The organism is Xanthobacter pseudotagetidis, from assembly GCF_043194795.2.
In the GTDB taxonomy this organism is placed as follows: domain Bacteria; phylum Pseudomonadota; class Alphaproteobacteria; order Rhizobiales; family Xanthobacteraceae; genus Xanthobacter; species Xanthobacter tagetidis_A.
Map to the genome: position 1 here is coordinate 2385535 of NZ_CM195534.1, position 11941 is coordinate 2397475.

The 11941-nt window shown below is 72.3% G+C and carries 12 protein-coding genes; 4 read left to right on the forward strand and 8 right to left on the reverse strand.

The features are described 5' to 3' along the window. The first annotated feature begins 68 nt into the window (after positions 1–68). Complete coding sequence (gene dxs / locus V5F67_RS10905) at positions 69–1997, forward strand: 1-deoxy-D-xylulose-5-phosphate synthase (RefSeq protein WP_394019293.1); 1929 nt, start codon at positions 69–71, stop codon at positions 1995–1997. A 349-nt stretch (positions 1998–2346) separates the two neighbouring features. On the opposite strand, the gene V5F67_RS10910 is transcribed toward dxs, so the two are convergent. The 5 genes from V5F67_RS10910 to V5F67_RS10930 all read right to left on the reverse strand — a co-directional run bounded on the left by V5F67_RS10910 (position 2347) and on the right by V5F67_RS10930 (position 6463). Then, a complete protein-coding gene (locus tag V5F67_RS10910; RefSeq protein ID WP_394019291.1) occupies positions 2347–3420 on the reverse strand; it encodes a CobW family GTP-binding protein in 1074 nt (357 codons plus the stop codon). A 112-nt stretch (positions 3421–3532) separates the two neighbouring features. Further along, positions 3533–4486, reverse strand: a complete 954-nt coding sequence (locus tag V5F67_RS10915) for a metal ABC transporter substrate-binding protein (protein ID WP_394019289.1) — start codon at positions 4484–4486, stop codon at positions 3533–3535. A 12-nt stretch (positions 4487–4498) separates the two neighbouring features. Next, on the reverse strand, positions 4499–5371 hold the full coding sequence (locus V5F67_RS10920) for a metal ABC transporter permease (RefSeq protein WP_394019287.1): 873 nt from the start codon (positions 5369–5371) through the stop codon (positions 4499–4501). A gap of 52 nt (positions 5372–5423) precedes the next feature. Continuing rightward, positions 5424–6188 (reverse strand): zinc ABC transporter ATP-binding protein AztA, encoded by a 765-nt coding sequence (aztA, locus tag V5F67_RS10925; protein WP_394019285.1) that lies wholly within the window; start codon positions 6186–6188, stop codon positions 5424–5426. After that, positions 6185–6463: a hypothetical protein gene (locus V5F67_RS10930; protein WP_394019283.1), complete on the reverse strand. Its 279-nt coding sequence runs from the start codon at positions 6461–6463 to the stop codon at positions 6185–6187. The genes aztA and V5F67_RS10930 overlap by 4 nt, the downstream gene beginning before the upstream one ends. A gap of 427 nt (positions 6464–6890) precedes the next feature. On the opposite strand from V5F67_RS10930, the gene eda reads away from it, so the two are divergent. Next, complete coding sequence (gene eda, locus V5F67_RS10935; RefSeq protein WP_394019281.1) at positions 6891–7538, forward strand: bifunctional 4-hydroxy-2-oxoglutarate aldolase/2-dehydro-3-deoxy-phosphogluconate aldolase; 648 nt, start codon at positions 6891–6893, stop codon at positions 7536–7538. Between the two features lie 117 nt (positions 7539–7655). Here the strand turns inward: eda and V5F67_RS10940 are convergent, their stop codons facing one another. The 3 genes from V5F67_RS10940 to pabB are packed head-to-tail and all read right to left on the reverse strand — an operon-like array spanning position 7656 to position 10410. Then, a complete protein-coding gene (locus V5F67_RS10940; protein ID WP_394019279.1) occupies positions 7656–8228 on the reverse strand; it encodes a GNAT family N-acetyltransferase in 573 nt (190 codons plus the stop codon). Continuing rightward, positions 8228–9019, reverse strand: a complete 792-nt coding sequence (locus V5F67_RS10945) for an aminotransferase class IV (RefSeq protein ID WP_394019277.1) — start codon at positions 9017–9019, stop codon at positions 8228–8230. The genes V5F67_RS10940 and V5F67_RS10945 overlap by 1 nt, the downstream gene beginning before the upstream one ends. Then, the gene (pabB, locus tag V5F67_RS10950; protein ID WP_394019275.1) at positions 9016–10410 is read right to left on the reverse strand and encodes an aminodeoxychorismate synthase component I; all 1395 of its coding nucleotides are present in this window, start codon (positions 10408–10410) and stop codon (positions 9016–9018) included. Before pabB ends, V5F67_RS10945 begins: the two co-directional genes overlap by 4 nt. Positions 10411–10700: 290 nt before the next feature. On the opposite strand from pabB, the gene V5F67_RS10955 reads away from it, so the two are divergent. Together V5F67_RS10955 and V5F67_RS10960 are read left to right on the forward strand one after the other, a co-directional pair. Next, positions 10701–11465 (forward strand): AzlC family ABC transporter permease, encoded by a 765-nt coding sequence (locus V5F67_RS10955; protein ID WP_394019273.1) that lies wholly within the window; start codon positions 10701–10703, stop codon positions 11463–11465. Further along, positions 11462–11929, forward strand: a complete 468-nt coding sequence (locus V5F67_RS10960; RefSeq protein WP_394019271.1) for an AzlD domain-containing protein — start codon at positions 11462–11464, stop codon at positions 11927–11929. The genes V5F67_RS10955 and V5F67_RS10960 overlap by 4 nt, the downstream gene beginning before the upstream one ends. The last annotated feature ends 12 nt before the right edge of the window (positions 11930–11941 follow it).

Genomic DNA, 11941 nt, shown 5'->3' on the forward strand with positions numbered 1-11941 from the left:
GCATTGCACCCCGTTCTGTCCTATGTAAGCCTCGTTGACCGCCGGCTTGGACCGGCCCGGAGCGTTCCGTGAGCTTGAAGACACCGTTGCTGGATACCATCAAGGATGCCGCGGACGTGCGGCGCCTGCCGCAGGACAAGCTCGCCCAGCTCGCCGCCGAACTGCGCGCCGAGACCATCGACGCGGTTTCCGTGACCGGCGGACATCTGGGGGCGGGCCTCGGCGTGGTGGAGCTGACGGTGGCCCTGCACCATGTCTTCAACACCCCCCACGACCGCCTGATCTGGGACGTGGGCCACCAGTGCTATCCCCACAAGATCCTCACCGGCCGGCGCGACCGCATCCGCACCCTGCGCATGGGCGGCGGGCTCTCGGGCTTCACCAAGCGCTCGGAGAGCGTCTACGACCCCTTCGGCGCCGCCCATTCCTCCACCTCCATCTCGGCGGGGCTCGGCATGGCGGTGGCGCGCGACCTCGCCGGCGAGGAGCGCAACATCGTCGCGGTCATCGGCGACGGCGCCATGTCGGCGGGCATGGCCTATGAGGCCATGAACAATGCCGGCGCCATGGACAGCCGCCTGATCGTCATCCTCAACGACAACGACATGTCCATCGCCCCGCCCACGGGCGCCATGTCGGCCTACCTCGCGCGGCTCATCTCCGGGCAGACCTACCGCTCCCTGCGCGAGATCGGCAAGCAGATCGCCGGCCACCTGCCGAAGTTCGTGGAGCGCGGCGCCCAGCGGGCGGAGGAGTTCGCGCGCGGCTTCTGGACCGGCGGCACGCTGTTCGAGGAGCTGGGCTTCTATTATGTGGGGCCCATCGACGGCCACAATCTCGACCACCTGCTGCCGGTGCTGAAGAACGTGCGCGACGCCAAGACCGGGCCGATCCTGGTCCATGTGGTGACGCAGAAGGGCAAGGGCTACGCCCCCGCCGAGGCGAGCGCCGACAAGTATCACGGCGTGGTCAAGTTCGACGTGGTGACGGGCGCGCAGGTGAAGGCCAAGTCCAACGCGCCGTCCTATACCCGCGTGTTCGCGGAAAGCCTGATCGCCGAGGCGCGGCGCGACCCCAAGGTGGTGGCGATCACCGCCGCCATGCCCTCCGGCACCGGGCTCGATCTGTTCGGCCAGGTCCATCCCGACCGCACCTTCGACGTGGGCATCGCCGAGCAGCACGCGGTGACGTTCGCGGCCGGCCTCGCGGCGGAAGGCTTCAAGCCGTTCTGCGCGCTCTATTCCACCTTCCTGCAGCGCGGCTACGACCAGGTGGTGCACGACGTGGCGCTCCAGGGCCTGCCGGTGCGCTTCGTCATCGACCGCGCCGGGCTCGTGGGCGCGGACGGGGCGACCCATGCGGGCGCCTTCGACATCGCCTTCCTCGCCTGCCTGCCGGGCATGGTGGTGATGGCGCCGGCCGACGAGGCCGAGCTGACCCACATGATGGCCACCATGGCGGCGTTCAACGACGCGCCCTCCGCGGTGCGCTTCCCGCGCGGCGAGGGGGTGGGCGTGGAGCGGCCGGACCGGGGCGAGGTGCTGCCCATCGGCAAGGGGCGGCTGGTGCACGGCTCCGGCGAAGGCGACGTGGCGCTGCTCTCGCTCGGCACCCGGCTCGGGCCGTGCCTGGAGGCGGCCGAGCGGCTGGAGGCGCAGGGCCTGAAGGTGAGCGTCGCCGACGCGCGCTTCGCCAAGCCCCTCGACCGCGACCTGATCCTCGGCCTCGCCGCCGGCCATGCGGCGCTGGTGAGCGTGGAGGAGGGCTCGGTGGGCGGCTTCGGCAGCCACGTGCTCCAGCTCCTGACCGAGGAGGGGGCGCTGGACGCCGCTGCGCTGAAGGTGCGCGCCATGGTGCTGCCGGACATCTATATCGACCAGGACACCCAGGCCCGCCAGCTGGCCGAGGCCGGCCTCGACGCCGCCGCCATCGTCGCCAAGGTGGAGGCGCTGGGCCTCAAGGCCAAGGCCGGCCGCAGCCTGCCGAAGGCGGGGTAGGGGCGGGCACGGGCCGCCAGCCCCCCACGTCGCCGCCGTCATGCTCCGGCTCGACCGGAGCATCCAGGCGCAGCCTTCCATATCCCGGCCATGGGCAAATGACGCGATGGGCCCCCCGATGGAGCCGGAAGGCGGCGGCGAGAGCGCGGCCGCGGCGCGGGACATGCCCCACCCGTCATGCTCCGGCTCGACCGGAGCATCCAGGCCCGGCGGCTAGGCACCCGGCAGCGTCGAGGCACGCCACCGTCGAGGCACGCCGTCCATGGGCCCTCCGGTCAAGCCAGAGGGCGACGGCGGGAGAGGCGGCAGCCGATGGCCTTGCCCGCGGCGCCGCCGCCCGCGCCGGCCCTCACGCCGCGCAGGACAGGAACCCGGCCTCCAGCGCCTTGGCGTCGAGCTTGCGGCCGATGAAGACGATGCGGCTCACCTTCTTCTCGTCGTCCTTCCAGGGGCGCTGGTGGTCGCCGTCGAGGATCATGTGCACGCCCTGGAACACGAAGCGGTCGGGGTCGTCCTTGAAGGCGAGGATGCCCTTGGAGCGCAGGATGCTCGGCCCCTCCTTGGCGACCAGGTCCTGCACCCAGGGGAAGAACTTGTCCGGGTCCAGCGGCTTGTCGGTGGAGAAGGCGACCGACTGCATCTCGGCGTCGTGCACCGCCTTCAGGCCGTGATGGTGGTGGCCGTGGCCATGGTCATGGTCATGGTGCTCGTGCCCGCAGCCGCAGTCGGGGCCGTGCTCATGATCGTGGTGGTGGTGCCCTTCCCCCTCCTCGAGGAAGGCGGGCTCCAGCTCCAGGATGCGGTCGAGGTCGAACGCGCCCTGGTTCAGCACCTTGCCGATGTCGATGGCCGACTTCTGGGTGCGGTAGAGCTTGGCGTAGGGGTTGATGCCGCGGATGCGCGCCTCCACCTCGGCGAGCTCGTCGGCGTTCACGAGGTCGGTCTTGTTGATGAGGATCACGTCCGCGAACGCCACCTGGTTCTTGGCCTCGGGGGCGTCCTTCAGGCGGTCGGAGAGCCACTTGGCGTCGGCGACCGTGACCACCGCGTCGAGCTTGGTCTTGGCCTGCACCTCCTCGTCCACGAAGAAGGTCTGCGCCACCGGCGCGGGGTCGGCAAGGCCCGTGGTCTCGACGATGATGCCGTCGAACTGGCCCTTGCGGCGCAGCAGACCGTCGATGATGCGGATGAGGTCGCCGCGCACGGTGCAGCAGATGCAGCCGTTGTTCATCTCGAACACTTCCTCGTCGGCGCCCACCACGAGGTCGTTGTCGATGCCGATCTCGCCGAACTCGTTGACGATGACGGCGAACTTCTTGCCGTGCGGCTCGGAGAGGATGCGGTTGAGCAGCGTCGTCTTGCCCGCCCCCAGATAGCCGGTGAGGACGGTGACGGGAATTTTCTCGGACGGGGTCTCGGCCATGTCTTGCACCTGTCTCATACCTCTTGCCGGCGCCACGAGCGGGCGCCCGCGGATGCCGAAAGGCGGCAGGCGCGATCGCCCGCCGCCGGATTTCTCGCCTGCGGCGCGCCGCTCAGCTCGACAGGGCCGAGCTCAGGGTGCGCACGTTAGACTGTATCATCAGGATGTAGGTGCTCGCCGGGCCTTTGTCATCGGAGAGCGCGTCGGTATAGAGCTCGCCGCCGATCTTGGCGCCGGTCTCCTTGGCGATGCGCTCGATCAGGCGCGGGTTGGTGACGTTCTCCAGGAACACGGCCGGGATCTTCTGCGCCTTGATCTGGCGGATGATGCGCGCCACGTCCTTGGCCGAGGCCTCGCTCTCGGTGGAGACACCCTCGGGCGAGATCAGCTCCACGCCGTAGGCGGCGCCGAAATAGCCGAACGCGTCGTGCGAGGTGATGATGCGGCGCTGCTCGGCCGGGATCTTGGCGAGCGCCGCCTTCACCTCGGCGTCGAGGGCGTCGAGCTTGGCGGTGTAGGCGGCGGCGTTGGCCGCATAGGCGTCCCTGCCGGCCGGGTCGGCGGCGACCAGCGCGTCGCGGATGTTGGCCACATAGACCTTGGCGTTGGCGATGGACTGCCAGGCGTGCGGATCGGTGCCGCCATGGTCGTGGCCGTGCGCCTCGCTCTTGCCGTCCTTCTTGCCGCCCGTCTTGCCGTGGTCGTCGTCGTCGTCCGCCATCTCGCGCGGGGCGATGCCGGTGGTGGCGACGACGATGGTCGCCTTGGTGCCGGAGGCCTTGGCGAGGCGCTCCATCCAGCCCTCGAAGCCGAGGCCGTTGACGAACACCACCTTGGCGGCGGCGAGCTTCTTCGCGTCGGCCGGGGTCGGCTGGTAGACGTGGGCGTCGCCGTTGGGGCCGACGATGGTGGCGACCGAGACGCGGTCGCCCCCCACCTCTCTCACGAAATCGCCCAGGATCGAGAACGAGGCGACGACGGGCATCTTCGCCTCCTGCGCGCCGGCGGGACCGGCGAGGAGGGGCATCGCCGCGAGCGCGGCGAGGACCAGACGGCGGCAGACCATGGTGGCTTCCTTTCAGGCTTCGAGATGGCGGCGCGGAACGAGGCGCGTGATCAGCCCGCCCACCGGGCCGAACAGCACCGCGAGGGCATAGGCGCACCCGGCGACCAGGATGATGGCGGGCCCCGACGGCGCGCCGAGGTGATAGGAGACCAGCAGCCCGGCAACGCCCGAGACCAGGGCGACGACGGTCGCGGTCGCCACCAGCGAAGTCAGGTCGCGGGCGAAGAAGCGGGCGGTGGCGGCGGGCAGCATCATCAGCCCCACCGCCAGCAGCGTGCCGAGGGCATGGAAGCCGCCGACGAGGTTCAGCACCACCAGCGACAGGAAGGCGATGTGGCTCGCCCCGCCGGCCCGGCTCACCGAGGTGAGGAAGGTGGGATCGACGCAGTCCAGCACCAGCGGGCGCCAGATGAGCGCCAGCGTCACCAGCGTCACGGTGGAGATGCCGGCGATCAGCAGCAGCGTCGCGTCGTCGATGCCGAGCACGGTGCCGAACAGCACGTGCAGCAGGTCGAGGTTCGAGCCCTTCAGCGACACGATCATCACGCCCAGCGCCAGGGAGATGAGGTAGAAGGCGGCGAGCGATGCGTCCTCCTTCATCTGCGTGGCGCGCGCCACCACGCCCGCGCCCACCGCCACCACCAGGCCGGCTATGAGCCCGCCGATGGTCATGGCGAACAGGTTGAGCCCGCTCATCAGGAAGCCGATGGCGGCGCCGGGCAGGATGGCGTGCGCCATGGCGTCCCCGGTCAGCGACATGCGGCGCAGCATCAGGAACGCGCCCACCGGACCGGCGCCGAGCGACAGCGCCAGCACGCCGACGAGGGCGCGGCGCATGAACTCGAACTCGGCGAACGGCGCCACCAGCGCCTCATAGGGGGTCATGACGAATGGCCTTGCGTTCTTGCGGCTTGGTCTTGCGGCTCGGTCTTGCGGCTCAGGCCGCGCGGGTGCAGGAGGCGGCGTCCTGGTGCCACGCCTCGCCCATGCGGCGCGCCTTGAGCAGGTTCTCGGGCGAGAGGGCATCCGGAGTGGGCCCCCAGGCGACCGGGCCGCGGGCGAGCAGCAGGGTCTGGGGGAAGGTCTGGCGCACCATCTCGAAATCGTGCAGCACCGCCATCACCGTGCGGCCCTCCCGGTGCCAGCGGCCGACCAGGGCGATGAGGTCGGCGACGGTGGCCGCGTCGAGGGCGGTGAAGGGCTCGTCGAGCAGGATCAGCCGGGCGTCCTGGAGCAGCAGGCGCGCGAACAGGGTGCGCTGCATCTGGCCGCCGGACAGGGTGCCGATGGGGCGCGCCTCGAAGCCCTGGAGGCCCACGGCGGCGAGCGCCGCCTCGATGCGCGCGCGGTCCCTGGCGCCGATGCCGCCGAACAGGCCGCAGCGGCGCCACAGGCCCATGGCCACCAGGTCGAACACGCTGATGGGGAAGGAACGGTCGATCTCCGCCCCCTGGGGCAGATAGGCGATGTCGCGGGGGGAGAGGCCCGTCAGGTCGATGCGGCCGCCGAGCGGGCGCAGGGCGCCGGTGATGCCCTTGAGCAGGGTCGACTTGCCGGCGCCGTTGGGCCCGCACACGGCGAGCAGGGCGCCTTCCTCCACCGTCCCGGAGAGATGGTGCACCGCGGGGTGGCGCTCATAGCCGAGGGTCAGGTCGGAAAAGGCGATGCGCGCTCCGGCGCGCGCGGGGCTGCGCGCGCTCATGGGGCGCCCACCACGAGGAAGACGGCGAGCCACAGCGGCGCCAGCAAGGCGGCGGCGATGGCGAGCCGGCCCGCCAGCGACAGGCGCAGGAGCGAGGGGCGGATGGCGACGGCGGCGCCGCGGGGATGCCGGTCGTGAACATGGGCATGGTCATGGGCGTGATCGTGCGGATGGCCATGCGCGCCGGCGGCCGGGGAGCCGTGTTGGTCATGAGGACCCCGCGCGGCCGGGGCGTCGGCTATCGCGGCCGCCTTCTGCGGGATCGTATTCCCCAAGGTCGCCTCGGGTGCGCGCTCCGGTTCATGGACGACGGACGGGCGCGGGAGGGGCGAGGCGGCAAGGGGCATGGCACGATCAACTGAGGACGCTGCCATTCTGATATAGTGTATCATCATTGCTGTCCAGCCCCTTTGAGCGGGTGGTGGGTCAGTTTGAAATCGCGTCGTTGGGCCGGGAACATCGCGAACCCTCTCCCGCTTGCGGGGGAGGGCAGGGAGGGGGAAATCCTTCCCGGAAGGCCGGACGCCGGTGATATGGCCCGTAGCTTGCCCCCTCCCCGGTCCTCCCCCGCAAGCGAGAGAGGGAGCAACGCCAGCTCTCAATTTCAAACGGACACACCACCCACCGCCGACAGGCCTCGCCCTGCGGGCGTTGGTATACTAGTGTGCAATCCTCCCCTTCTCGCCCGCCGGAGACCGCTCCATGAGCCTGCCCAACCCGCTTCCTCTCCTCGCCAAGGCGCCGGTGGTTCCCGTGGTGGTGATCGAGAGCCTCGCCGATGCCGTGCCGCTGGCGCGGGCGCTCGTGGCGGGCGGGCTGCCGCTGATCGAGATCACGCTGCGCACGCCGGTGGCCCTGGAGGCGGTGCGCGCGGTGGCGGCGGAGGTGGAGGGGGCCGTCGCCGGCGCCGGCACGGTGATCGACCGCGCCCAGATCGAGGCGTCCCTGGAGGCGGGAGCGCGATTCCTCGTCAGCCCGGGCACGACGCCGTCCCTGGCCGACGCCTTCACGCAGCTCGACGTGCCGGTGATGGCCGGCTGCGCCACCGCGAGCGAGGCCATGCGGCTCGCCGAGATGGGCTTCGAGGTGCTGAAGTTCTTCCCGGCCGAGGCCTCCGGCGGTGCCGCGTTCCTGAAGTCCATCGCCGGCCCGCTGCCGCATCTGCGCTTCTGCCCCACCGGCGGGATCGGCCCGGCGAATGTCGCGGACTATCTCGCCTTGCCCAACGTCCTGGCGGTGGGCGGCTCATGGGTGGTCCCCCAGGACGCCATCCGCGCCGGCAATTTCGAGAAGGTGCGCGCGCTCGCCGCCGCCGCCGCCGCGCTGCCGCGCGCCGCCCGGCTCGGCTGAGGGGAGCCCCGCAGACCGGAAGCCGCCCCCCAATCTCGCCCCCGCGTCATGCTCCGGCTTGACCGGAGCATCCATTCCCGGCGTCGGGAAGGCCGGCATGTCCCGTGGGGCCTCCGGTCAGGCCGGAGGGCGAGGGCGGGAAAAAGAGCCGCCGGCCTTGAGGCGGTAGAGCACCTGCCGGCGCAGCGGGTGGCCTGTCGGCGTCGACGGCAGGTCGAAGTCGCCGTCCCGGTCGCGGGTCATGCCGAGCCGCTCCATCAGCGCCCGCGAGCGGGCATTGGCCGGCACGGTGATGGCGACGATCTCGGCGAGCGAGAGCCGCCCGAAGCCGAAGGCGAGCGCCGCGCGCGCCGCCTCGGTGGCGTAGCCCCGGCCCCAGAAGGCCGGGTCGAAGCGCCAGCCGATCTCCACCGCCGGGGTGAAATGCTCGGCGTAGGGCACATGGACGAGGCCGCAATAGCCGGCGAAGTCGGTCACGCCCGGCGCCTCCGCCACCCACAGGCCGAAGCCGTGGCGGGCGAAGTGGTCCTCCGCGCGATCGGCCACCCGGTCGCTCGCCACGCGGTCGGGAACAGGCATTAGGAATTCCATGGTGCGCGGATCGGACTGCATGCGCCACAGGCCGTTGCGGTCCGCCGCCCGCCAGGGACGCAGCACGAGCCTTGCCGTCGCGAGCGTCGGCGCGTCCATCAGGCGCCCGGAATGCGCGCGCGCAGCCGCTCGGCGGCGGCGAAGGCGGAGACGGGGCGGCCCTCGATCTCGCCGACGCTGCGGATGCCCAGCGCCGAGGTGAGGAACAGCTCGTCCGCGCGCTGAAGATCGAACGCGGCGAGCGGGCGCTCCTGCGCGCCCTCGGCCATCACCGCCGCGCGCATCACGCCGGGCAGGACGCCGTCGGCCAGGGGCGGCGTCACCAGCGCGCCGTCGATCACCGCGAACAGGTTGGCGATGGTGGTCTCGGCGACGCGCTCCCTGGTGTTGAGCAGCACCGCGTCGTCCGCCCCGCGCCGGGCCGCCTCCTGGCGGGCGAGGATGCCGTCGAGATAGTTGAGCGACTTCACCTGGGCGAGCGGCGACAGCTCGTTGCGCCGCGTCGTCTGCGCGATCACGAGCCGCGCCGGCGGCAGCGCCGGGCCGGCGGGCGCGGCGGTGATGACGAGGGTGGGGGAGGGCGCCGCCGGCGGCAGCACCCCGCGCGGGCCGGTGCCGCGCGTCAGCGTCAGGCGCAGCACGCCCTCCGAAAGACCGTTCGCCTGCGCCGTGGCGGCGAGCGCGCCGGCGAGGTCGAGGCCGGGCAAAGGCAGGCCGAGCACCTGCGCGCCCGCGGCGAGGCGCGCGAGGTGCGCGTCGAGCCGCAGCACCGCGCCGCCCGAAAGGCGCATGGTCTCGAACAGGCCGTCGCCGAGGGTGAAGCCGCGGTCGAGGGGGGAGATGCGGGCGTCCGCCTCCTCCGTGAGCCGGTCGCCGAGCCAGAGCTTCATCGGTCGTCTCCCGAAAGGGCGCGCAGCAGCGGCGCGAGCTTCACCAGGCTCTCCTCGTATTCGGCCCCGGGATCGGAATCCGCCACGATGCCGCCGCCCGCCTGGGCCAGCAGCGTTCCGCCCGCGCGCGTGACGGTGCGGATGACGATGGAGGAATCCATCGCCCGGTCGAAGCCGATCCACGCCACCGAGCCGCAATAGACCCCGCGCGGGGCGCCCTCCAGCTCGTGGATGATCTCCATGGCGCGGATCTTCGGCGCGCCGGTGATCGAGCCGCCGGGAAAGCACGCGCGCAGCAGGTCCACCGGGCCGAGGCCCGACTGGAGCGTGCTCTCCACCACCGAGACCAGGTGGTGCACGCTGGCGAAGGTCTCCAGGCCGCACAGCACCGGCACGCGCACGCTGCCGGTGCGCGACACCCGGCCGAGATCGTTGCGCATGAGGTCGACGATCATCAGGTTCTCGGCCCGGTCCTTGGCCGAGGCGAGGAGGTCGCGCGCCATGGCGGCGTCCGCGGCCGGGTCGGCGCCGCGCGGGCGCGTGCCCTTGATCGGGCGCGTCTCCACCCGGCCGTCGGGCGCGAGGCTGAGGAAGCGCTCGGGCGAGGCGCTCATCACCGAAAGGCCGGGGCCGCACTTCAGGAACGCGGCGAAGGGGGCCGGGCTTTCCTCGCGCAGTCGCAGATAGAGCTCGAGGTCGCTCAGGCCTTCCGGCACGGCGGCGCGCATGCGGTGGGTGAGGTTGGCCTGGAAGATGTCGCCGGCTTGGATGTATTCGATGACGCGCGCGGTCGCCTGCTCCACCTCGGCGCGCGGCTGCTCGGGGATGAACCGGCCGCGTGCGCGCCAGTCCGGCCGGGGCGGGACGGCGGGGGCTCCGGCGAGGCGGTCGTGCAGCCACTGCGCGCGGGCCCGCGCCCGCTCTTGCCGGGCGGCCGGGTCGGCCTGCGGCCGGCCGCTGGAGAGGATGAAGGCGCGCCGCTCCGCATGGTCGAAGGCGGCGACGGTGTCGTAGAGGCCGAACGCCATCTCGGGGATGGCCGGGCCGATGTCGCGCGCGGCGGGCAGGCGCTCCAGATGGCGCCCCAGCTCGTAGCCGAGGAACCCCACCGCGCCGGTGAGGAACGGCGCCGGGCCGCGAAGGTCGGCGCCGCCGTGCGCCGCGAGCTGCGCGTGGAGGGCCGTGAACGGGTCCATCCCGACCGGCCGGCCGTCCACCCGCGTGCCCAGGCCATCGGCCGTGATCACGCAGAACGGGTCGGTGGCGATGTAGGACCAGCGCGCGCGCGGATCGCCGGCGGCGGCGCTGTCGAGGAAGGCGCAGAACGGATCGTCCGCCACCGCCGCGAAGGCGGCGAGGGCCTCGCCATAGGGGAACGCGATGACATGCACGGGCGGCCGGACCGATTCTTTCGCTGCGTCACGGGTTGCCGGCGCACCATGACCGCGCGCGATGCGAAGCACAATCGCCGGCGCGGCGGGCCGGGGGCGGCCGTCCGGAAGCGGCGCCAATCCGGCCGCGCATCCCGGGGAGGCGCATGCCGGAGCGCATGGCCGGCGGCCGAGCTCTGCGCCGTCCCCGCTGGGCGGCGGCGCGGCGGGATGATATTTGCACCCGCACGGGACGGCGCGCCGCAGCCGGCACCCATCCGCTTCGCCATCTTCGTGAAAGCCCGGCCCGCGTGAACCTGCCGATCGGACATCTCGCTCCCCCGCCCGCGTCGGCGCCGAAGCGCCATCATTCGGCTTTGGGCTGGTTCGGGCTGGGGCTCGTCGACGGACTGCGCTCCGTGGCGACGCTCATGCTGCTCGGCAGCTTCATCGGCTTCGGCGCGCTGCTGGAGGGGGTCGGCTTCCCGCTGGTGGCGGGGATGGTGGCGACGCTGCTGATCTGGGCGCTGCCGGCGCAGGTGATCCTGATCGGCGGCATCGTCTCCGGCACCGCCTTGCCGGCGGTGGCGCTGGCGGTGACGCTGTCCTCCATCCGCCTGCTGCCCATGGTGGTCTCGCTCGCCCCCTACATGCGCGGGCCGCGCCGCAGCCTCGTCTCCGAGGCGGCCTGCGCCCATTTCGTCGCCATGACCTTGTGGGTGGAGGGGCTGCGCCTGCTGCCCAAGGTGCCGGGCGAGGGGCGCGTGCCCTACACGCTCGGCCTCGGCCACGCCTACGTGGCCATATCGGGCGCGGGCACGCTCGCCGGCTATGCGCTCGCCGGCAGCGTGCCGGGACCGCTCGCCGCCGGCCTGCTGCTGCTGACGCCGCTGTCCTTCACCGTGCTCATGGTCCGCAATTCCCGCGCCGCCACCGACTGGCTGGCGCTCGGCGCCGGCCTGGTCCTGATGCCGCTGACCATGGGCCTCCAGGGCGGGCTCGACCTGATGATCGCCGGGGTCGGCGGCGGCACGCTCGCTTACCTCGTCGGCCGGCGGCTGGAGAAGCGGCGGTGAGCGGCTTCCTCGCCCTTCTGCCCGAGATCGCGGCCCTGGCGGGCGCGCCGGCGACCCTCGCCTCGGCCGCGGCGGATGCCGCCGCGCAGTCCGCCGCGCCCGCCGCCGCCCATGCGCCCAAGCTGCAGATGGACCTCTGGACCGCGGTCGCGATCGTGGTGCTGGTCGGCTTCCTGCCCACCGAGGTGTGGCGCATGCTGGCCCTGATCGCCGGCCGCCAGGTGGAGGAGGGCAGCGAGCTGTTCCACTGGGTCAAGGCGGTGGCGACGGCGCTGCTCGCCGCCGTGGTGGCGCGGCTCGTGTTCGCGCCCACCGGCCTGATCGTAGCGGTGCCGCTCGCGCTGCGGCTCGCCGCGCTCGGGGGCGGCGTGCTCGCGTTCTACCTGGTGCGCCGCTCGGTGTTCGCCGGCGTGCTGGCCGGCGAGCTCATCCTGATCGCCGCCGCGGCCTACTACCTGCCCTGACCTCCCGCGCCC

What these genes read in the sequence shown, in the direction of transcription:
- V5F67_RS10910 (WP_394019291.1), bottom strand. Translation starts at nt 3,420, where the DNA reads ATGGCCGAGACCCCGTCCGAGAAAATTCCCGTCACCGTCCTCACCGGC.
- V5F67_RS10915 (WP_394019289.1), bottom strand. Translation starts at nt 4,486, where the DNA reads ATGGTCTGCCGCCGTCTGGTCCTCGCCGCGCTCGCGGCGATGCCCCTC.
- V5F67_RS10920 (WP_394019287.1), bottom strand. Translation starts at nt 5,371, where the DNA reads ATGACCCCCTATGAGGCGCTGGTGGCGCCGTTCGCCGAGTTCGAGTTC.
- aztA (WP_394019285.1), bottom strand. Translation starts at nt 6,188, where the DNA reads ATGAGCGCGCGCAGCCCCGCGCGCGCCGGAGCGCGCATCGCCTTTTCC.
- eda (WP_394019281.1), top strand. Translation starts at nt 6,891, where the DNA reads ATGAGCCTGCCCAACCCGCTTCCTCTCCTCGCCAAGGCGCCGGTGGTT.
- V5F67_RS10940 (WP_394019279.1), bottom strand. Translation starts at nt 8,228, where the DNA reads ATGGACGCGCCGACGCTCGCGACGGCAAGGCTCGTGCTGCGTCCCTGG.
- V5F67_RS10945 (WP_394019277.1), bottom strand. Translation starts at nt 9,019, where the DNA reads ATGAAGCTCTGGCTCGGCGACCGGCTCACGGAGGAGGCGGACGCCCGC.